Source organism: Nitrospirota bacterium (assembly GCA_040756155.1).
Taxonomy (GTDB): Bacteria; Nitrospirota; Thermodesulfovibrionia; order JACRGW01; family JBFLZU01; genus JBFLZU01.
Genome location: JBFLZU010000107.1, coordinates 8,978 through 30,222, shown reverse-complemented (window position 1 = coordinate 30,222; position 21,245 = coordinate 8,978). Strand labels below are relative to the sequence as shown.

The window sequence follows — 21,245 nt, the reverse complement described above, 5'->3', positions numbered from 1 at the left end:
GTTTGACAAGAAAGGGATTTAATTGATATTCTCTATCCCAAAATAGGGGTGCGGGTGTAGCTCAGCTGGTAGAGCACGACCTTGCCAAGGTTGGGGTCACGGGTTCGAATCCCGCCACCCGCTCCAGCGAATTTTGCAAAGCAAAATTCGCAGTTAAGAGTTATGAGTTCGGGGTCTAAGATTGATATTCTTAAAAGATTATTTTAACTCCGAACTCTGAACTAAGAACTCCGAACTAAAACATGGCGGCGTACCCAAGTGGCTAAGGGGGAGGTCTGCAAAACCTTTATTCAGCGGTTCAAATCCGCTCGCCGCCTCCAGCCTCCTCGCTCTGAGATTGCTTCGGGATTCCATCCCTCGCAATAACAGTGTAAAGAAGTGTTAGGGACAGGACGCCTTCTTTACATTACCTCGTTCAGGCGTAGCTGTGGAGTCCTGATAGAATAAGATTCACGCCTAAATATGTAAAGATAACCGCTATAAATCCAATTACAGAGACCACAGCAATCTTCTTCCCTCTCCATCCTTTACGAAACCTTGAATGTAGATAAATTGCATACACAAGCCATGTTATTAACGACCATGTCTCTTTTGGATCCCATTGCCAGTAGCTCCCCCACGCACTGTCAGCCCAGATTGCACCTGTTATAATTCCGAGGCTCAGGAGTGGGAAACCAATAGTGATCATCTTATAGGTTACTTCATCCAACACCTCAGTTGATGGGGCAATTCTCAACAGAATATCCTTAAGTCGCATACCCTTTGCCCAGATTGTAATTGCTACTGCATGTGCAAGTATGAGGCTTAAAATCTTTATTGCTAAAGAAGGATTTCTGAATGTGCTCTCAAGGAGATGTTGTTTGACAATACTTTCCTGTAGTGGGACTGGTGATAATATCTTAAAATTAATAAAGTCAATCCCGAAGGCAATCAGCAAAATAATAGTAAGCCCTACACAGATTGTCCAGAAGATATATGAGCCTTCTGTCTTTTTCTCTGAAGTCAGGATAAGATACATAAGCGCAGAACAGTAGGAGACTGCAAATGCAGCATATCCAAGGAAGCTCAACACAACATGAGCGATAAGCCAGTTGCTCTGAAGGGCAGGCACAAGGGGTGATATTTCCTTTGATATTCCCGGCGTTACTGTTATGAAAGCGAGTGCCAGTGCTGCCACAGTAGTCACAAAGGCACCAAAGGAGCGATTTCGATATCTATACTCTAAAAATATATAAAAGAGTATTAATGTCCACGAAAAGAAAACCATTGACTCATAAAGGTTTGACAGTGGTGCATGTCCGATTCCCATCTGGTAGGATTCGATCCACCTGAGAATGATTGCGAGTGTCTGCATTATAAATCCAAAGTATGTAACAACTGACGCCGTTACACCAACTTTCTCTTTTCTGAATGCAAGATACCCTATATATATGACCATGGCTATAATATAGGACATGGTAGATATGCCAAAAAGTGTGGAACTATCCATGGTGTCCTCCCCTTTATACTTTCTCTATCAGGCTGGCGAGTTTCTTAAACTCCCTTTCGAATGCCAGTTTATTCTTACTACACGTCCCTGCAAGTGTCACTCTGAGAACCCCCTTTTCTTCTTTTAACCTTACCCATATCTTTTTATGATAGGTAAAGAACGCAATAAAAAGTCCTATTGTCATAATACCACAACCTACATATACCACCCATGTCCCCGGGTCCTTTTTTACCTGTAGCCCAGTATATTGCGCCCCCCAATAGGAATAAAAATTAATAAAAGGACCTTCTGGCAGTTTCCCTGTCTGTGGATAGCGTTTAAGTATCCATCCGCTGTAGAGCGTTTTTCCACCTTTACTGACTCCTATATAGATAGCAGGATTTACCATCTGTTCTGAGTAAGCAAAGACTCTTCCCATCTGGTCTATTGCAAAGGCGTGGTTAAACCCGAGAATCTTTACGCTTATATCTGCCTCAGGTATATCAAATGAATCTCCCACCTTTAAGGTGAGGTCCCTGTTAGGTGAGCCTTCCCCTCTTGGAAATACCTTTAGCATTATTTTACCCTCAAGCTCAGGTATATATCCATAACTTGACTGGTAAAAGGTTATTCCTTCAAATGTAAAGGGGTCGTTTACCTCTATTGTCTTTCGCATAACTTCCCTGCCGTCTCTCAATATCACGAGGTCACTCTTATAGTCCTTAGGCATATCAGAATCACCGTAGTACTCTATGTCAAACTTTTCACATTTTATAGTGAAGTTCAATGGCATTTCCCTTCTATCTCTCAGATATACTTTATCAGAAGACATTCCCTCAGGGAGATTGAGAAATCCCTTGAACCCAAATAGTGCACCAATGATTACTCCAATGAAGAGAATAATGACGCTGAGGTGTGTAATATACACGCCAAGTCTGCTATATCTCCCTTTTTGAGAATACAGATGTATTGCACCATCGACTTTTTTTTCTGAAAGGTTATACCCATTTTTTTTAAGTATCTTAACAATCTTCTTAGATGTTTCAGCCATCTGTCCCTTAAATGTAATCTCCATCTTGTGTGCGATGCTTCTCAATATGTTTTCATCGAGTGGCGATTGTGGTGTGTTTATCTGTTTCCATACATGCGGAAATCTATTTAGTGAACATATAATAAGATTTGTGGACAGGAGAAAGAGAAGAGTAACAAACCACCATGAATGATACATATCCATAAAGCCGATTCTCATAAAGAGGTCAAACACTGTGGGTGCAAGTGATTCTCCAAAGATCTTTGCAAGTAGTCTTAGGTTCTTTGCAGGTTCAGCCTGCTGTTCTATTACCGTTCCGATTATGGATGTCAGTGCAAGGGTTATTAGCAGGATAAAAGTTAGCGTAATGGAGGAAAAAAAAATCCATATTCTATCGAAAAGATTGGTTTTTTTTAGTTCCCTTTTTGCATCTTCCATTATTTTTTCTTTTTACATAAACCCCGCACCACGGCTTTACAGCCGTGACATCAAGGTCTTACGGAGTTCACACCCCTGCCCCGACACCAAAAGTTTTTGGTGTGGGGCGTGGCTACCTGTGGTGCGGGGGTGAAAATATCGCTGATTAGTAACATAGTCGTTACATCCCTGTCAACTATTTTCAGGCAAAGGCACTTCACCCTTTTCATGGAGCTGTAGTATTTCTTTTTAGCATTTTTCACTTATTTTTATAAAACAGAATCCCTATGCCAAGCGAAATCAGAGCTACACTTAGTATCTGCCCCATAGTAAAAGGGCCAAAAACAAACCCGAGCTGGTGATCTGGCTCTCTGAAGAATTCTACAAGAAACCTAAATATGCCATAAAGTATCAGAAATAATGATATAAGGATACCTGTCTTAAATCGTTTATTTTTCAACCCCCAGAGTATTATAAAGAGAACAATGCCTTCAAAAAAAAACTCATAAAGCTGTGATGGATGCCTGGGAAGAGGGCCACCTGTTGGAAATACCATACCCCACGGCATATCTGTAGTTCTGCCGTAAATCTCTCCATTTATAAAATTTGCAAGTCTTCCAAGCCCAAGACCAATAGGAACTGTAATTACAACGAGGTCTGAAATCTTCCAGAAATCCAATCCAGACTTTTTACAAAAAAATGCCCCTGCAACAATACTTCCGATTAATCCACCATGAAAGGACATACCACCATGCCAGAAAGCAAATATTTCAAGTGGAGTTTTGAGATAGTAACTGAGATTATAAAATACAACATAGCCGAGCCTTGCTCCTATAAGGAGACCTAAGATAAGAAATGAGTAAAGGGAGTCAATCTCTTTCATATCTATGGCTATCTTCTTTTTATTTATCTGGTATTTCACAAGAAGATACGATGCGGCAAAACCAATAAGGTACATGACACCGTACCACCTGATAGATAATGGACCGATTTTGATAATAACAGGATCTATGTTTGGGAATGTGACCATCATGAAATAATCCTTATCTTTTATCCCTTTTCCTGTATCCCAGTTTTCCCACTATTAGAAATATCTCGTCTCCAACTGGAGACCTCAAGACGCTCAGGTACTACATTCGCCAGCCTCTTGAGTCTTACGAAGTTCGGTCTTAAAATAAGGGCATTTAGTCTCTCTGCAACCATGAGGATGTTTACTGCTATGTATACAGGCTATTGATAAATCCTTGATTGGAAGGCTAATATTAAGCCTTTCTTTGAGAATATTTACTGCAGCTGACAGAGATGCCTTCACATATGCCTTACAGCAGCTTGGGCCTGTGAGGTCTGTAATCACTCTTGATACTATTGTTACCGCATCCATTGTAATCCTCTGCTCCATATCCTTTCCACATCTTGAACCAAGTAAGATAGCAAAACAGGCCCCAATCGCAGGAGCAATACCACACACACCTGTAAGCCCACAGTAACCACCAACAGCTTGTCTTTTCGTCCTTTTGAATACCTCTTTTATATCCTCATTTTTGATGTTTCTTGAGCCCTCGTTTTTTATAGCAGCGAGAAATGCACCTGCCGCTATATAGGCATGCTGGCAGCCAAGCATCGGAAGTCCTGGATAGCTCATCATCAACTCTGATATTTCAATAGCATCCTTTGATTTTGTGCTAAAGGCAACATCCTCAATTACTCTCATTGCATCTCTGTTGTGGCATATATCACATATGTAGTGATCCCGAGGGCATTTAATATGGGCTTGATCTATCTTTCCGCAATAATTGCAGGTTAATTCTTGAGCTTGGTCGAGATATTCAAGTGAAGAGCCACAGACCATGCAGTGTTCAGTGTTTATGTTATTATTCATTAATTAAATTATCTCTCAGTTACACAATAGTATTTTAATAATATATTTTTTTATACATAAATCAATCATAATTTTATCTAACACTATTTTTCAAGCAAGGCTCTCGCCTATTGTATAGCGAGCAAATTGTTTACTAAAAATGAAATATTGTTCAAAAAAACAAAATTTTTGTTCAAAAAATTAAAAAAAGTGTTGACAAAACATAAAAGATTGTTTATAGTTTGTAAAGAGGTGATCATTTTTGTTAAACAAGATATTTTCTTCACAGACGAGAGTAGGGGTATTAAGCTTTCTTTTTGAGCATTTAGGGGAGCGATTTTATATAAGAGAGATAGCAAAGAGTATTGGTAAGAATGTCTCAGGCGTGAAAAGGGAACTTGACAATCTGGAAAAGATTGGACTTTTAATTAGCGAAAAAAAGGGAAATCTAAAATACTTTTATGTGAACGAAGAGTCTTCACTTTGCCCTGAGATAAAGAATATTATCCTTAAGACCATAGGTGTTCAAGAAACCGTCAAGAAGATGCTTAAAAAACAAAAAGGCATCTTAAAGGGATTTATATATGGAGGCTTTGCAAAAGGTTTTATGGGGAGTACAATGCCAATTGATTTAATGATTGTAGGAAAACCTGACCTATCCGAACTGTCGGTGGCTATCTCGAATCTTGAGGAAAAACTAAAAAGAAAAATCAGTTTTCATGTGCTTGATGAGGAAGAATATAACAAGAAGATAAATGAGGGAGAGCCATTTCTTTCCGAGATATTATCAGGGAAAAAAATTGTACTTATAGGTGGATGATAGAGATGTCTAAGATTTTCATTGCTGACTCCTGTTGGGTGCCCTACCATCTCTACACAAACTGGCCTGAAGGAGAATAGATGGATGAGGGGTGATATACAGGAAGGGGGTGAAATGATGGCAACAAAGAAGGCGGCAAAGAAGCCTGCAAAGAAGGCTGCGGCAAAAAAGAAGAAATAACAGACTTTCGTAACAAGTAGTAATTGCAGTGAGGAAAAGGGGGGTAGATAGTGAAGAACCCCACCCTTAAGGATGGTGGGGTTCTTCTCCCTTTTTCTTATGTGTCGCTAACAACCAGTTCCAATGGAGAGAATAGACGAGGGGATTGGTGCTTTTCTTCGTCTCCAACAATCAACCAGCTATTCTTGCTTGTAAGAAGTTTTGAAACAAGTTTTATATTTAAGGAATGCCCTGATCTATTTGCCACAAAATGGCCAGTGACAGGCATTCCAAGTAAAGCAAGGTCACCAATAGAATCTAATATCTTATGTCTAACAAATTCATCTTTATACCTTAATCCACCCTCATTAATTACCCTGTAATCTCCCACCACTATAGCATTATCCAGCGAACCGCCCTTTGCCAGACCATTGGCTCTAAGACCCTCTACCTCTCGGAGGAATCCGAAGGTCCTTGCTTTAGCTATCTCACCGACAAAACTCCTCTCATCGTATATATAGGATAACTTTTGTTCTTTTAGCAGAGGGTGATTGAAATTTATGACATAAGAAATCTTGGTTGTATTAGATGGTTTAATCAGGGCATGTTTACTACCGTCTCTTACCATCACTGGTCTTATAACCTTTATAACAGGCTGAAGCCTTTTCTGTATTTCTATCTTAGCCTTTTGCATAAGGTATATAAAAGGCGAGGCGCTCCCATCCATGATCGGGATCTCCGAAGAGTCAAGTTCTACGTAAAGGTTATCTATACCAAGTCCTGCTGCGGCTGCAAGGAGATGTTCTACAGTCTGGACCTTTATTCCATCTCTTCCTAATGTAGAGGCATATCGGGTATCAATAACATTCCTTATATTTGCCTTAATAGGGAAACCACCATTTACATCAGTACGGATAAAAACAATTCCAGAATTCACTGGCGCCGGTTGGAGGGTAAGATTTACCTTCTCACCTGTATGAAGACCTATCCCTGAACAGCTTATTTTTTCTTTTATTGTCCTCTGAAATCGCATTACAATGTATTTATATGCAAATCAAATGCCATCTAAGGAATGCTAATAAAATTGCTAATAAAATAGGGTACTTATCTATTAAGCCATGAATACAATTGTTGCAAAAAATACTCCATCAGTCTTTCTGTGTAGCTTTTTTACAATCTTAACCTCCCCATAACACGCACCCCCTTATTAATCTGCAAAAATAATCTTTACATAGGATTTAAAAGATGTTTAAAATGCGTGTATTGGAAAGTCTACTTTTAAATAGTTTAACGATATGAATATAATTGGTCTTGCTGGAAGTCCTCGGCGTGGTGGAAATACAGAGATACTCCTTGATGAATCACTCTTAGGTGCGGCCTCCAATGGTGCAACAGGAGAGAAGATAATCGTCTCGGAGTTAAACATATCGCCCTGTAGAAGTTGCAATAAATGTTTAAAGACAGGGGAATGTGTTATTAAAGATGATATGCAGATACTCTATAGGAAATTTATGGATACTGATAGGATTATCGTTGCATCTCCCATATATTTTCAAGGGGTTACCGCACAGATTAAGGCATTGATAGATAGATGCCAGGCACTATGGTCAAGGAGATATATATTGAAGATACCGATAAAAGACCGTGGAATAAAGAGGATTGGTGCAACGATATTTGCTGGTGGACAGAAAAACCTGCTAAGGAACTTTGATGGCGCTGAGATGACTGTAGGTTCATTCTTTCGCGTGCTTTATATGGAATATAACTACAGGCTTAATTTTGGAGGAATTGACTCAAAAGGAACAATAAAGAAACACCCAGAAGCAATCAAACAGGCGTATGACATTGGGGTAATACTGGCAAAATGATAAAAAACTCAAAATGCAGAGGTATAAAAAAGTTGGAAGACTTGAGAATCTTTCTGACTCTGTGCTAAGATATTCGATATTTAATTTTTAACACCTATAATAACTGGAGGGCATAATGGGTGAAAATATTGAGATTCGCTGGCATGGTCGTGGAGGACAGGGAACTGTTACTGCCGCAAAAGTCCTTGCTGATGCATGCTTGAGTGGAGGCAGATATGTTCAAGCATTTCCTGAATATGGACCAGAAAGATCTGGGGCACCACTCAGGGCATATAACAGAATAAGTTCAAAGGAGATCAGGATGCACTGTCCAGTCCTTAAGCCACAGGTCGTGAATATTGTTGATGCCACATTACTTGATGGCATCAATGTTACAGAAGGAGCGACAGAGGATGCAATATTTATAATAAATACCTCAAAAGATCCAAAGGAGATAAGGTCAAAGCTCAATGCAAAACCAAGACAAAGAGTTTTTACAGTTGATGCGACAAAAATAGCTATAGAGTGTATAGGAAGGGGATTACCAAATTCTTCCATGCTTGGCGCTCTATGTAGGGTGACTAATCTTGTGAGCTTTGAACATCTTCTTGAGGAAATCAAAAAAAGCTTTGGTAAGAAGTTTTCCCAGAAGATAATAGATGGTAATCTTGAAGCAACAAGGCGAGGATACAAGGAGGTAAGAGAAGGATGAACCCCGTAAGACTCTGTGTCTTTACGGGATAAATACCCTATAACAAGGAATGGTCAGCAATCGCATAAGTTTTGTTGGAAAGGAGGTCTAACGGAGTGAAACCAAAAGGATGGAAAGATCTTACCCCAGGGGCTGTAATACTTGAGCCAGGAAATGCGGTGGAGTTTAAAACTGGCTCCTGGAGGGTATTCAGACCTGTATGGAGAGAGGAAAATTGTATTCAGTGTCTTTTCTGCTGGCTATACTGCCCTGATATGGCGATTGTAGTAAATGATGGAAAGAGGAGAGAATTTAATTATGACTACTGTAAAGGCTGTGGTATCTGTGCACTTGAATGTCCCGGTAAGAAGGGACAGAAGGCTATTGTTATGGTAGAGGAGGGCAAATAGATGGCTAAGATTGTTGCTGTAACCGGGAATGAGGCAGTAGCAGAGGCATTGAGACAGATAAATCCCGATGTATGTGCGGCATACCCAATAACTCCACAAACAGACCTTATGCAGAGATTTTCAAATTTTGTCTCAGATGGCAAGGTTAATACCGAGCTTATACTTGTTGAAAGTGAACATAGCGCTATGAGTGCATGTATTGGAGCTGCGGCTGGTGGTGGAAGGGTTGCAACAGCTACATGTGGACCTGGACTTGCACTTATGTGGGAGATGCTCTTTGTTGCTTCTGGCATGAGACTTCCGATAGTTATGCCTGTTGTAAACAGGTCTCTATCAGCGCCTCTTAATATACATGGAGATCATTCTGATGCGATGGGTGCACGTGATTCAGGATGGATACAACTCTGGTCTGAGAATGCACAGGAGGCATATGACAATACCATACAGGCATTCAGAATCGCAGAACATATGGATCTAAGGCTGCCTGTAATGATATGTATGGATGGTTTTATAATAAGCCATTCGATAGAGAGGATAGAGTATCTCAAAGATGATGAAGTAAAAAACTTTGTTGGTGAATATAAACCTTTAAATCCGCTCCTTGATATAGAACACCCCAAAAGTATGGGACCTTTGATACTCCCTGACCTCTATCATGAATTCAAAAGGGCGCAGCATGAAGTTATGACAAAGGCAAAGGATGCGGTTCTGGAAGTGGCATCAGAATTTGAAAGATTGAGTAGACGGAGATATGGGTTTTTTGAATCATACAGGCTTGAAGATGCAGAGATAGCCCTTATAATTCTTAACTCAGCTGCAGGTACAGCAAAAGATGTTATAGATGAATTCAGGGACAGGGGAATTAGAGCGGGTCTCTTAAAACCGAGACTCTTCAGACCATTTCCATATGAAGAGGTTGCTGATGCCATTAAAAATGTAAAGGCTCTCTGCGTGATGGATAGAGCAGACTCCTTTGGTGGGTATGGTCCTTTATTCCTTGAGGTAAGCTCAGCAGTTCTTCATCTTAAAGAGCGTCCCCTGCTGATAAACAAGATATATGGACTTGGAGGAAGGGATTTCTTACCTGAGCATGCAGAACAGGTCTTAGTGGAACTCATAGAGATCGTAAAAACAAGTAGGATTAAAACTATAAAAGAGTATATTGGTGTTAGAGAGTAAATGCAGGATGAATCCTTGAACCCTATCAGTTATTGAATGGAGGGATAAGATGGCTGAACCGTTAAAATTAAAAGACCTATCAAAGAAGGAAGACCTTTTTACACACGGACATAGGATGTGCTCTGGTTGTGGCGCACCAATTATTGTAAAAATGGTCCTTCTTGCATCAGATTATCCAATCGTTGCATGTTCTTCGACAGGGTGTCTTGAGGTCTCATCCTGTATTTCACAGATTACAGCATGGAAAATCCCATGGATACACAGCGCCTTTGAAAATGCTGCTGCAACAATTGCTGGGGTAGAATCTATGTATAGGGCTTTAAAGAAGAAGGGCAAGACAGATAAAGAGATAAAGTTTGTAACCTTCTGTGGCGATGGCGGGACATACGATATAGGGTTTCAGAGTTTATCAGGGGCAATGGAACGTGGACATGATATGCTCTATATCTGTTATGACAATGGTGCATACATGAATACAGGGATTCAGCGATCAAGTGCTACTCCCTTTGGTGCAGATACTACCACGAGCCCTGCAGGTAGTGTAATTCCTGGCAAGCTTCAGCCAAGGAAAAATCTGACAAAGATTATGGCTGCGCATGATATCCCGTATGTAGCACAGGCGTCTCCAAGCCACTGGTCTGATTTAATGAGAAAGGCGAAGAAGGCACTCGAGATAAAAGGGCCAAAGTTTATGAATATACTCTCACCATGTAACAGAGGCTGGAGATCAAGAACAGACGATGCCATTGAACTATCACGGCTTGCAGTTGATACGTGTTATTGGCCACTCTACGAGATTGAAAATGGTGTTACAAAGATAACTCACAAGCCAAAGGTTAAAAAACCAATCGTAGATTTCCTTAAACCACAGGGGAGGTTTAAACATCTATTTTCCCCAGAAAACGAATGGATATTAAAAAGGCTCCAGGAAGAGATAGACAGAGAATGGGAGAATCTACAGAGAGAATCGCTCCCTTAGCCTTCTTTCTCTTTTCTCTCTAAACGTATTATTTTTTCATCCTCGACTTTTTTGATGATCTCACTTCTTCCATCAAACACAGCCCCCTCTTCTATTATTAGAAGTGGGGTCTTTATATCTCCCTTTAATTGCCCAGAGGGAAGTAGCTTTATCTTGTTTTCAGCAATAACATTTCCTACAATCTCACCTTGATTTATCAATGTCCCAACCTTAATCTCACCCGTAATATATGCACCTTCTCCGACTATTAATGTCCCTCTTGAGCCTATATCACCCTCAAGATGACCATCTATCCTTATAGTCCCTTCAAACGAGAGATGTCCCTTAAATTCTGTGCTCTTGCCAAGATAAGTTACTATTTCTGTGTCTTCCCTTTTTTTCCACATGATTAAGTCCTCCTTCTGCCAGTGATTACCTCTATTATTCTATCGAGATCTTCTGTTGAATAGTATTCGATCTCGACCTTCCCACCTCTTCTACCCTGAATTATCCTTACCTTTGTGCCCAATGTCCTTTTCAGTTCATCTTCGATATAGTCAAGTTGCACATGTCTCTTTTTTATGGTTTTTTTTGTGATTAGCCTCTTTAACCGCTCAACGGCAGTCTCTGTTTCTCTGACAGAAAGCCCTTTCTCTATGACCTTTCTTGCAACTCGCAATATTTCATTTTGATGCTCGATTGATAGGATTGCCTTTGCATGACCCATGGTTAAAGAGCCATCTGCAATCCATTGTTTGACCTCGTAAGGAAGTCGTAATATCCTCAGGTAGTTTGCTATTGACGACCGTTGCATACCAAGACGCTCAGAGATGGCTTCCTGTGTAAGGTGGAAATCCTTGATAAGTCGCTGACATGCCTCTGCGGTCTCGATTGGATTAAGGTCTTCACGCTGGATATTTTCAATAAGTGCTACCTCTAATAATTCTGATTCGGCAACATCCTTTATTATTGCAGGAATCTTACTCAAGCCAGCAATTTTTGCAGCCCTCCATCTGCGCTCCCCAGTGATAAGACTGTATACCCCCTCACCATCCCTTCTGACAATTACTGGTTGTATAATCCCCTTTGCCTTAATAGAGGCCGCCAGTTCCTGGAGTTGTGCTTCATCGAACCTTTTTCGTGGCTGATATTCGTTTGGTCTGATCTTATCTATGTCTATGGCTACTACACCAGCAGGCATATCTGTTGATTCAGGTATCAGGGCACCAAGTCCCCTACCTAACGCCATTTTTGGCATTATCCATTACCTCCTTTGCGAGTGAAAGATAGCTCTGCGCCCCACGGGATCTTACATCATAAAGGATTACAGGCTTTCCATGACTCGGCGCTTCGCTGAGTGTAACATTTCTCGGTATAACAGTTTCAAAGACCTTGTCTTCAAAATGTCGTCTTACTTCTTCGATCACCTGATGAGATATATTGTTACGCACATCGTGCATAGTGAGTAATATACCTTCTATCCTTAGATATGGATTAAACGACTGCTGGATACGCCTGACTGTATTAAGCAGCAGACCCAGTCCCTCCATTGCATAATATTCACACTGGACAGGTATTAGAACAGTGTCAGAAGCGGTAAGTGCATTCAGGGTAAGAAAGCCGAGTGATGGAGGACAGTCTATGATGATGAACTCGTATTCGTTTTTCAGAGGAGAGACAGCCCTTTCAAGTATCCGTTCTCTGTTATCCCTACCGATAAGTTCCACCTCTGCACCTATAAGGTCTATACTTGAAGGGATTATATCAAGACAGGAAAGCATCGTCTTTATCCTTATATCAGACATCTGTGCCTCACCAATAAATTGATGATAGAGATTTATCTGGAGCGATTCCCTGTCTATGCCGAATCCACTTGTTGTATTCCCTTGAGGGTCAATGTCTATAAGTAATACCCTCTTCTCTGCGGCAGCAAGTGAAGCGGAAAGGTTTATGGCTGTCGTCGTCTTTCCAACCCCTCCTTTCTGATTTGCTATGGCGATGACCTTACCCATGATATATTTTTATACCACAAAATAGGGAAGAAGGAAAACAGAAATTAAAATTGTTCCACGTGGAACAATTAGTCAGATTTTTTGCTACAGCTTCGAGTAAGAATCTTTGTCTTCCTTACTCCTTTTTCTTCATTTTTCTCTTCAATTACTGAATTGGAAATGTCAGGCTCTCCTATAAGCACAAAATGCACATCCTATTATTCTGAGTCCTTCGCTTGTCATTCTGACCCTGACCATGAACGAAGTGAATGGGAAGGGGAAGAATCTCGTTGTTACGCCCAGGGCAGGCTCCGCAAAGAATCTAATAAATTCAATATAACATTTTGGGACAGCCTGATGTATCCATTTATGTGGTTTTTAAGTGGAGTGTCCGCAGGAGACTATCCAAAAGAAGAATTTATAGATGCCCGAGGATATATTCCGCATCCTTAATGAGCATCTCTGCGCACTCTGGCTTTATATGGAATGTACTCTGTGCCTTTACCTCATTTATAAAGGCATTCAGTTGATTTGCTGTGGTTTTCTTCTGCACTCTGTTTATGGCACTCTCTGCTGCATCAAGTTTTGCTATCAGGCTCTTTACAATCCCTGCATTCGTTATCCAGCCAACATTGTATGATAATGTTATATCCTGTCTTGTGCTCTGTATGGTGGCAACTCGGACAACCGTAGATTTTGAACCAGGGGTCGGGTCATAGGTGATTTTAAATTTAGAAACCATGCCGGTAGCGGTTACACCCTCAAAAATAGATTCTTGAATCTTGCTATATTTATCAGTATCAGACATCTTAATAGATAAAAGATAAATTGATACATTATTTCCAATTACATAGAGGGCATACTCGCCTGCTATTGGGTCACCAACTCCCACATTATACCCTTCAACACCAAGTTCTCCAGTTTCATCATCATCTATCCTTTCTTTAAAAGCTTGCGATTGAGGAATTTGAGATACTTCTGAACCAATTGAAGGATCGTATCCTGTCTTATTACCTTGAGAATCTATTAATAAAAGCCGTGCATATACATTAGGGCTATCTGTTGATATATGTAATCCTATGTCACTATAGGTTTTTTCTCCAGCCCATGCTGCTGTAATTGTCAGTTCTGCAACAAGCAACATACTTATAAAAAGACATGTTTTTTTCATAATTCTCCCCTTCTTCTATCTAGGTCTAACAATACGAATACTATCAAACACATTATTGTATTTTTCCTTCAAAGTTGTTATCTGTGGCATTTTGCCAGGATCGATTATCTTATATGTGTCGTTTTCTTTCCCTATCGCAACAACAAAATGCCCTCCACCTTTGACAGTTAAAATTACAGGACGACCATTTTTAAATTCATTGTCTATAGTATCTGTATTCACTATATTAGAAGTTTTCCAATCGTAGAATATGTTTGCATTTGGGTATCTTGAAATTGCAGGGAAGTAAACATCTCCACCAGAGTAAAATCCTCCATTATTCTTCATCCACTCATTCATACCCACAAGATCCACCATAGGTAGTCCTGACTTATTAAGATAGTAATTTAACACCATGGTGAGCGCTGCAAGGGCACAGCCTTTTTTACAAAGGCTCTTTTTAGTAAAATCGTATTCAGGTGGAGTGATTTTAAACTCAGGAGCACATTGATAAACAGTCATAGGTAAGGTTATCTCTGCCTCAGGTACCGGACACCACCAGGGCACACTACCAGATGATGGAGATGCGGTAGATTTAGGACAAGGTTCTATAATTGGAACATCAGGACACCACCAATGCACAGTATCCTTTGCAACCTGTATCATTCTGTTATACATGAATTGCTTACCCGCAGAGGTATCTTCATACCCCCAATCCAAAACAAGCCAAAAAGTATCAACAGGACGCTTGTATAAGACTAAAATATACCCAGTGTTACGATATATACAGTAGTAAAAAGCATATCCCTTCAAAATCTTAAAATCTGTGCAGCCAATTGTTACCCGATCACACTCCATAATCGGAATATTACCACATTCATAGGCACACACATCCTCTGCCTCCGATGTAGATGCTAAAATTAAAATAAAAACTATCAGCAACAGAGAAACCTTTATGTAATTATACCGCATTTAATTTAGCTCCAGTATTTTATCTTTAAAAGCAGGCAAGAAAGATGCCAAGAGGCTGGGATTGTCTACCTTGTTGGATTACTATTTGTTTTTAAAAAATAATCAGACATAATGATGATAAAGTGGCAGGAGAGTCCTTTTAAAGGTTTTGCACAAGATTTTGGATTTCTGCACAAGATATTGTGCAATGCGAAAACAGATTTCAGAATTCTCTTCAAAGATGTTCTCGCTCTTTGTCAAAAGATAGGAAAAATCTTCAGGGTATCAGACGCATCTTTAAACCCCTTTACACGAGTAATAAATCTGATACCTTTTACTGTAAATCTGCAAAACAGAGATGAAGGAAAACAAAAAATAAGATTGTTCCACGTGGAACAATTTAAGCAACTACCTGATTTAAGTCATAGAGATTTCGATAGTTTTTTATTTAATATCATATAAAGATAGTGATTTTATTGGCTTTAATGCGATTGCTTCGTCGCTAATGCTCCTCGCAATGACAAATCCCCCATCCCCCTTTACTAAAGGGGGGCGAGGGGGGATTACTCAATTTGTCATTGCGAGCGTGTGAGCCAAAGCCCAGAGTAAAACGAATGGAAAGCAATCTCTTATTTTGGACACTAATGAACACCAACATACTGTTATAATACCTCTGAAGATGGGAAGCTTAAATATTCCATATACAAGGGAACCCGGCAGTTGGATAATATTTGCCATAGCCTTTGTTACTGGAACAGTAAAGGCAGGCAGGATAGATTTAACTTCTATTATTCTCCTTATTTCACTTGCCCTCTTCCTGATGGCAAAAACTCCGTTCTCAAACATTCTGAAGAAAAAAGGTAGAAGTGAACTTGCCTTTATTCTTTTATACATAACCATAGGTTCTCTGGGTTGCCTTTATTCTATCTCCATACAGCCCTCAATGCTCTTTCTCTACATAGCGGGTATAATATTAATCTCTCTCTATTTTATCTTTGGAAGGAAAGGATTCCTTTTATTATCAGAGGCATCAGGGATGGCTACTATGGGACTTGTATCCGCCATAGCTGCAGGAGTTGGCGGAGAAATTTTATCTAAAATCTATCTCTGGCCCATGTTTTTTATCTTTTATTTTGCCAGTTCGCTCAGAGTGAGATTTGCAATAACAAAATACAGGTTATTAAGCAGGATTTACTCAGGGATTATTCTCACTGTCTCAGGAGTCATGATTTATACAGGCAAATTGATATTTCTATCATTTTTACCCCTCCTTGAGGATTTTTATTCAGCATTAAAAGTTAAAAAAGAAGGATTTAAAAGGCTCGGGGTATTAGAGACCATAAAGGCTCTCATATTTGCATTTATATTGATACTCATTGACAAAGATTAATAGAACTGGCTAAGTACCAAGATCTTTAAGCCGTTTCCATAAAGTAACCCTGCTGATTCCGAGGTGTTTTGCAGTAAGAGTTCTATTCCCTTTATACATTGAAAGGACAGAGCGTATCTTCTCTTCCTCGATATGATTTTTATTTTTGTCAATCTTTTCCCTCTGGAAGAGATAGCCTGGCAGGTCTGATACTTCTATGGTATCACCTTTACAGGTGATTGCAGCATGCTCAAGGACATTGATGAGCTGTCTCACATTTCCAGTCCAGTTGTAATTTTTTAAAATCTCCATCGCCTCTGGGCTTATACTCCTTATATCTTTGTTATTTACAATGGAGATCTTTTTCAAGTGGTGAAATGTAAGGATGGGGATGTCTTCAATTCTTTCTCTCAATGGTGGGGTTTCGATAAGGATAGAATCTATCCTGTAAAGGAGATCTTCCCTGAATTTACCCATGCCCACAAGTTTATATAAAACCTTGTTTGAAGCTGAAATAACTCTTATATCCACGGGAATTGGTCTATAGTCTCCTATACGTTCTACTACCTTCTCTTCAAGCACTCTAAGCACCTTTGCCTGCATTAACGGTGACATATCCCCTATCTCATCAAGGAAGATGGTTCCTTTATCTGCTACCTCGAACCTTCCTTTCCTGTCGCTTATAGCACCTGTAAAGGAACCCCTCTTATGGCCGAAGAGCTCGCTTTCAAGGAGATATTCATTCAGTGACGCACAGCTCACTTCTATAAAAGGTCCATCCTTACGTCTGCTCAAGGCATGTATCGCCTTAGCAACAAGGTTTTTTCCAGTACCGGTTTCACCACATATAAAAACAGGTGCCTCGCTTGTGGCAGCATTCCGAATCTGCTGGTATAATCTTTGCATTAGAGTACTTTTCCCCAATAACCCCATAAACCAGTATTCCTTCTTGAGTTCATGTTTCAGTTCTTCAAGCTCCAATTCCTTCATATATAATGAAGTTATATCCGTCATAGTCTCCACAGCTCCTATTATCTCACCACTGCTGTCCTTCAATACAACGGCATTCTTTAAAAGATAGACTGACCTCCCATCTTTTGACCTTATCACATATTTTCTGTTCCTTACAGAGCCCTCTTTGAAGAGATCACAATCTTTTTGAATTTTGCATCTATTTAATGCCTCACATGATATACATAAATCGTGATAAAGAAAGAGGCAGGGATTGCCTACAACATCTTCTCTGCGAAAGCCTGTAATCTCTTCAGCTGCCCTATTAAAGAATAGGACATGCTGATGAGCATCAAGGATCATGACCCCATCTCTCATAGTCTCAAAGATATTACTCAAAAAGCTTGGATTTCTCAAAAATTGTTCAAACATGCATTAACCGTTAAATGTTTTTAACAAATGTTAACAATTTAACAGGTGTTTGTCAATACAAAAAGCTAAACTTAAATTAACCATTTGAATTTTAAAGAAATTTTTAGTCATTTTAATGGGTATAAATTTTGCTTTTAATATAGAGTTGTAAAACTCTTGAAACTCTAAAAGGAGGGAAAAAGATGAAAAAGATATTGATTGCAGTAGATGAGACAAAGGGCTCAAAGGCGGTACTATCGATCTTCCACAATATGGTCAGACCACCAGAAAAGGTAATTCTTCTTCATGTTGAGAGGCTTGAGGGCAGGTCGAGGATGATCGATATGCTTGGAGATGCTGAGATGTCTACCCTGAAGGAGATGCTAAGGGGAACAGAGTATAAGGAGGCACTGGACAGAAAGGCAGAAAAAATTCTGAATTATTACAGAAAGGAACTCGAAAGTGGCGGTCTTATCGATGTAAAGACTGTGGTGAGGGAAGGTCACCCTGTGGAGGAAATCCTTAGGGTTGCCCATGAAGAAAATGTGGAACTTATAATCCTTGGTTATAACAGAAGAGGTTGGTTCGACAAACTTATCACCGGATGTGTTCCAAGAGATGTAGAGAGAAGGTCGAAGATACCTGTTGTTATAGCAGGAAAGGAGGAGTACGAAGAGGTCAAGGATTGGAAGGAAACCACGACTGAGGGCTTCAGACATTCTAAGGTATAAGAAGGAGTATAAGGAAGATGAAAAAGGTGCTGATTCCGGTGGATAACACAAAAGGGTCTAAGTCCGTTTTAGCGACCTATCACAACCTTGTTCAGTCACCAGAAGAGGTAATTCTTCTTCATGTTGAGAGGTTTGAGGGCAGGTCCAGGATGATCGATATGCTTGGAGATGCTGAGATGTCTACCCTGAAGGAGATGCTAAGGGGAACAGAGTATAAGGAGGTACTGGACAAAAAGGCAGAAGAGCTGCTCACCTATTATAGGAAGGAACTTCAGAATGGTGGCCATATCCCGATAAAGACCCTGATAAGGGAAGGACATCCAACAGAGGAGATCCTCAAGGTTGCCGAAGAGGAAGGTGTTGACCTCATAATTATGGGTCACAGTAGGAGGAGTAGGCTAAATAGACTTATCACGGGCTCTGTTAGCAGGGATGTAGGAAAAAGGGCTAAGGTACCTGTGCTTGTAGCAAAGACACCTATCATATGTGAAGAACCATATAGCTGGCGGGATGCCTATACTGCCATTGTGGTCTCCACAGCGGTTATCCTCGGTCTTTTCCTTATAGGACTCATCTTACAGAAATGGATATTTCTGCCCTAAAATTTGTTAAAAGGAGTGAAAAGAATGAGAAAGATATTGATTGCAGTGGATAAGACAAAGGGCTCAAAGGCGATGATATGTGCCTATCACAACCTTGTCCAGTCTCCAGAAGAGGTGATTCTTCTCCATGTTGAGAGGCTTGAGGGCAGGTCCAGGATGATCGATATGCTTGGAGATGCTGAGATGTCTACCCTGAAGGAGATGCTAAGGGGAACAGAGTATAAGGAGGTACTGGACAAAAAGGCAGAAGAGCTACTCACCTATTATAGGAAGGAACTTCAGGATGGTGGCTGTATCCCGATAAAGGCCCTGATAAGGGAAGGGCATCCAACAGAGGAGATCCTCAAGGTTGCCGAAGAGGAAGGTGTTGACCTTATAATTATGGGCTGTAATGCGAAGGGGAGGCTGCAGAGGCTTATCACAGGTTGTGTTACAAGGGATGTAGAAAGAAAGGCTAAGATGCCTGTTCTTATAGCAAAAACAACTGGCTGTGAGAAATTTCTTTAACAGGGGGAGATCTTATGTTACAAAGTAGTTACTTCTCCATCGTTTCCGCTTTTACAGCAATCCTCATTGGCCTGTCCTTTGGGTTTGTCCTGCAAAGAGGACGCTTCTGCATTAACTCTGCATTCAGGGACATTATATACATGCAGGACTTCACCCTTTTCAGGGCATATCTTCTAACTGTGGTAGTAGCAACCCTCGGGTCAAACCTTATGGAGGATTTTGGTCTACTTAGATGTGTTGATCAGGAAACAGGAGAAGTAATTAAGAGCGGGCTATTGCGTCAGAAGTTCGTTCCATTAGCCAACATTCTTGGTGGTTTTTTATTCGGGATGGGAATAGTGCTTGCAGGTGGCTGTGCAAGTGGCGTTGTTTACAGACTTGGAGAGGGACAGATAGCGGCTATGGTAGCGATACTCGGATTCTTCCTTGGAATAGTTATGACCACAGAAGGCTTGCTGAGTCCAGTTTACACATTCCTAAGGAGTTTTGTTGTTGAGATTCATGGTAACAAGAACCCCACCTTATGGGATCTCTTTGGTGGATCAGAAGCAAAGTGGATTACGATAGGAGTCTTTTCCCTTACGCTACTGATCTTTGTCCTGAAAGGCAAGCCATCTTTCAAGAGTAATACTAAAAGCTATCCATGGGCATTGACCGGGATTCTGATAGGATTATTGACCGTGGTTGCATGGTGGATATCCTCTTATTTTGGAGGTCTCCCGAGAGGTCTTGCAATCACCACACCCCTGAGGGAGTTATTCTATACCGTCCTTTATAAGAGCTCCCATTCCCTCTTCCCTGAATTTAGCTTTTTAGGAATATTTAGGGGTACATGGGGTGTATTCTTTATCTTTGCTGTTCCCGTTGGTGCAGCTATAAGTGCGATAGGTCTACGAGAGTTCAGATGGAAGGCACCCCCAGCAAAGGAGATTCTTACTGTATTTTTTGGAAGTATTCTTATGGGAATAGGTGCGATCCTCGGTGGAGGATGCAATATCGGCCAAGGCATCACTGGTGTTTCAACAATGGCTATTTCCAGCATAGTGACGATTATTTCTATAATTCTCGGCAACTGGACAATGGTCTATTTCAAGTTCATGAAAATTGATTAATCAATGGATTTAACGGACACTTCCCCATATTTCTATCACTTCCTTGAGTAAGGAAGAAAAAATAAAATTAGGGAAGTGTTTCCCCTTTAATTCCCTTTATCCCTTTATTCAGATAGGTTTAGAGACAGGTAGTTCACTATTTTCTCTTTTATCTCATCCCTTGCCCTTCGGAACTCAGTCATTATCTTTTCCTCTGTGCCGATAGTTCCAACAGGATCTTTGATGGGCCAGTGGATGCGTTTTATCTCAGGTGGTGTCCATGGGCAGGACTCCTCAGCATTTCCACACAATGTTATGACTACATCCATTTTTCTTAAGAGTTCCCCATCTATTGCCTTTGATTTTTGGTTTGAGATGTCAATTCCTATCTCTTTCATAACTGCAATAGATCTTGGGTTGACTCCAGCAGGCATAAGCCCGGCACTATAGGGTTCAATCAAACCCTTACCAAGTTCCCTTGCAAGCCCTTCTGCCATCTGGCTACGGCATGAATTACCAGTACAGAGAAACAGTACCTTTTTCATCTAAGTATCCTCTCCTTATAATTATATCTATTACCTAATAGAATATACTTTTCTCCTTCCAATATTCTATCATTTTATCAAGCACTTCTCCGAACTTGTCCTTTAGATT

Annotated in this window: 22 protein-coding genes, 2 tRNA genes and 1 pseudogene; 13 read left to right on the top strand and 12 right to left on the bottom strand. The window is 40.4% G+C overall.

Annotation, left to right across the window (positions count from 1 at the left end; all coding sequences use genetic code 11):
* Positions 1 to 50 precede the first annotated feature (50 nt).
* Positions 51 to 126, top strand: a tRNA-Gly gene (locus tag AB1488_10265).
* A gap of 118 nt (positions 127 to 244) precedes the next feature.
* Positions 245 to 320 (top strand) — tRNA-Cys (locus tag AB1488_10260).
* A 95-nt stretch (positions 321 to 415) separates the two neighbouring features.
* On the opposite strand, the gene ccsB is transcribed toward AB1488_10260, so the two are convergent.
* The 4 genes and pseudogenes from ccsB to AB1488_10240 all read right to left on the bottom strand — a co-directional run bounded on the left by ccsB (position 416) and on the right by AB1488_10240 (position 4,776).
* Positions 416 to 1,489 carry a c-type cytochrome biogenesis protein CcsB gene (gene ccsB / locus AB1488_10255; GenBank protein MEW6410472.1) on the bottom strand — a complete coding sequence of 358 codons (1,074 nt, stop codon included), beginning with the start codon at positions 1,487 to 1,489 and terminating at the stop codon, positions 416 to 418.
* 13 nt (positions 1,490 to 1,502) lie between these two features.
* Positions 1,503 to 2,936, bottom strand: coding sequence for a cytochrome c biogenesis protein ResB (locus AB1488_10250; protein MEW6410471.1), 1,434 nt, complete (start codon positions 2,934 to 2,936; stop codon positions 1,503 to 1,505).
* Between the two features lie 238 nt (positions 2,937 to 3,174).
* Entirely contained in the window at positions 3,175 to 3,948 is a 774-nt protein-coding gene (lgt, locus tag AB1488_10245; protein MEW6410470.1) for a prolipoprotein diacylglyceryl transferase, read from the bottom strand.
* 138 nt (positions 3,949 to 4,086) lie between these two features.
* A pseudogene (locus AB1488_10240) lies at positions 4,087 to 4,776 on the bottom strand (DUF5714 domain-containing protein).
* Positions 4,777 to 5,035: 259 nt separating this feature from the next.
* Between AB1488_10240 and AB1488_10235 the strand changes: the two are divergent.
* A complete protein-coding gene (locus tag AB1488_10235; protein ID MEW6410469.1) occupies positions 5,036 to 5,593 on the top strand; it encodes a winged helix-turn-helix domain-containing protein in 558 nt (185 codons plus the stop codon).
* A 277-nt stretch (positions 5,594 to 5,870) separates the two neighbouring features.
* Here the strand turns inward: AB1488_10235 and lpxC are convergent, their stop codons facing one another.
* The gene (gene lpxC, locus AB1488_10230) at positions 5,871 to 6,785 is read right to left on the bottom strand and encodes a UDP-3-O-acyl-N-acetylglucosamine deacetylase (GenBank protein MEW6410468.1); all 915 of its coding nucleotides are present in this window, start codon (positions 6,783 to 6,785) and stop codon (positions 5,871 to 5,873) included.
* Between the two features lie 262 nt (positions 6,786 to 7,047).
* Between lpxC and AB1488_10225 the strand changes: the two genes are divergently transcribed.
* The 5 genes from AB1488_10225 to AB1488_10205 all read left to right on the top strand — a co-directional run bounded on the left by AB1488_10225 (position 7,048) and on the right by AB1488_10205 (position 10,858).
* Positions 7,048 to 7,620, top strand: a complete 573-nt coding sequence (locus AB1488_10225; GenBank protein MEW6410467.1) for a flavodoxin family protein — start codon at positions 7,048 to 7,050, stop codon at positions 7,618 to 7,620.
* A gap of 115 nt (positions 7,621 to 7,735) precedes the next feature.
* Positions 7,736 to 8,311 carry a 2-oxoacid:acceptor oxidoreductase family protein gene (locus tag AB1488_10220; GenBank protein MEW6410466.1) on the top strand — a complete coding sequence of 192 codons (576 nt, stop codon included), beginning with the start codon at positions 7,736 to 7,738 and terminating at the stop codon, positions 8,309 to 8,311.
* A 95-nt stretch (positions 8,312 to 8,406) separates the two neighbouring features.
* A complete protein-coding gene (gene porD, locus AB1488_10215; GenBank protein MEW6410465.1) occupies positions 8,407 to 8,700 on the top strand; it encodes a pyruvate synthase subunit PorD in 294 nt (97 codons plus the stop codon).
* Positions 8,701 to 9,879 carry a pyruvate ferredoxin oxidoreductase gene (gene porA, locus AB1488_10210; protein ID MEW6410464.1) on the top strand — a complete coding sequence of 393 codons (1,179 nt, stop codon included), beginning with the start codon at positions 8,701 to 8,703 and terminating at the stop codon, positions 9,877 to 9,879. It abuts the gene before it with no gap.
* Between the two features lie 49 nt (positions 9,880 to 9,928).
* Entirely contained in the window at positions 9,929 to 10,858 is a 930-nt protein-coding gene (locus AB1488_10205; GenBank protein MEW6410463.1) for a thiamine pyrophosphate-dependent enzyme, read from the top strand.
* On the opposite strand, the gene AB1488_10200 is transcribed toward AB1488_10205, so the two are convergent.
* From AB1488_10200 to AB1488_10180, 5 genes are all read right to left on the bottom strand, one after another.
* Positions 10,855 to 11,244, bottom strand: a complete 390-nt coding sequence (locus AB1488_10200; GenBank protein ID MEW6410462.1) for a polymer-forming cytoskeletal protein — start codon at positions 11,242 to 11,244, stop codon at positions 10,855 to 10,857. The two genes, AB1488_10205 and AB1488_10200, sit on opposite strands and share 4 nt — an antisense overlap.
* A gap of 2 nt (positions 11,245 to 11,246) precedes the next feature.
* Positions 11,247 to 12,095: a ParB/RepB/Spo0J family partition protein gene (locus AB1488_10195; GenBank protein MEW6410461.1), complete on the bottom strand. Its 849-nt coding sequence runs from the start codon at positions 12,093 to 12,095 to the stop codon at positions 11,247 to 11,249.
* Positions 12,073 to 12,849: an AAA family ATPase gene (locus AB1488_10190; protein MEW6410460.1), complete on the bottom strand. Its 777-nt coding sequence runs from the start codon at positions 12,847 to 12,849 to the stop codon at positions 12,073 to 12,075. The genes AB1488_10195 and AB1488_10190 overlap by 23 nt, the downstream gene beginning before the upstream one ends.
* Before the next feature lie 397 nt (positions 12,850 to 13,246).
* A complete protein-coding gene (locus AB1488_10185) occupies positions 13,247 to 13,999 on the bottom strand; it encodes a hypothetical protein (protein MEW6410459.1) in 753 nt (250 codons plus the stop codon).
* Between the two features lie 15 nt (positions 14,000 to 14,014).
* Entirely contained in the window at positions 14,015 to 14,950 is a 936-nt protein-coding gene (locus tag AB1488_10180; GenBank protein ID MEW6410458.1) for a C39 family peptidase, read from the bottom strand.
* A gap of 658 nt (positions 14,951 to 15,608) precedes the next feature.
* Here AB1488_10180 and AB1488_10175 point away from each other — a divergent pair.
* Complete coding sequence (locus tag AB1488_10175; protein ID MEW6410457.1) at positions 15,609 to 16,319, top strand: YwiC-like family protein; 711 nt, start codon at positions 15,609 to 15,611, stop codon at positions 16,317 to 16,319.
* Between the two features lie 9 nt (positions 16,320 to 16,328).
* On the opposite strand, the gene AB1488_10170 is transcribed toward AB1488_10175, so the two are convergent.
* Positions 16,329 to 17,681 (bottom strand): sigma 54-interacting transcriptional regulator, encoded by a 1,353-nt coding sequence (locus AB1488_10170; protein MEW6410456.1) that lies wholly within the window; start codon positions 17,679 to 17,681, stop codon positions 16,329 to 16,331.
* Between the two features lie 182 nt (positions 17,682 to 17,863).
* On the opposite strand from AB1488_10170, the gene AB1488_10165 reads away from it, so the two are divergent.
* Genes AB1488_10165 through AB1488_10150 form a run of 4 tightly spaced genes read left to right on the top strand, consistent with a single transcriptional unit; the run spans position 17,864 to position 20,612 of the window.
* Positions 17,864 to 18,391 carry a universal stress protein gene (locus AB1488_10165; GenBank protein MEW6410455.1) on the top strand — a complete coding sequence of 176 codons (528 nt, stop codon included), beginning with the start codon at positions 17,864 to 17,866 and terminating at the stop codon, positions 18,389 to 18,391.
* Positions 18,392 to 18,408: 17 nt separating this feature from the next.
* A complete protein-coding gene (locus tag AB1488_10160; protein ID MEW6410454.1) occupies positions 18,409 to 18,993 on the top strand; it encodes a universal stress protein in 585 nt (194 codons plus the stop codon).
* 24 nt (positions 18,994 to 19,017) lie between these two features.
* Positions 19,018 to 19,500, top strand: coding sequence for a universal stress protein (locus AB1488_10155; protein MEW6410453.1), 483 nt, complete (start codon positions 19,018 to 19,020; stop codon positions 19,498 to 19,500).
* A gap of 14 nt (positions 19,501 to 19,514) precedes the next feature.
* Positions 19,515 to 20,612: a YeeE/YedE family protein gene (locus tag AB1488_10150; GenBank protein MEW6410452.1), complete on the top strand. Its 1,098-nt coding sequence runs from the start codon at positions 19,515 to 19,517 to the stop codon at positions 20,610 to 20,612.
* 104 nt (positions 20,613 to 20,716) lie between these two features.
* Here AB1488_10150 and AB1488_10145 read toward each other — a convergent pair whose 3' ends face one another.
* Positions 20,717 to 21,136: an arsenate reductase ArsC gene (locus tag AB1488_10145; GenBank protein ID MEW6410451.1), complete on the bottom strand. Its 420-nt coding sequence runs from the start codon at positions 21,134 to 21,136 to the stop codon at positions 20,717 to 20,719.
* Positions 21,137 to 21,245: the final 109 nt, after the last annotated feature.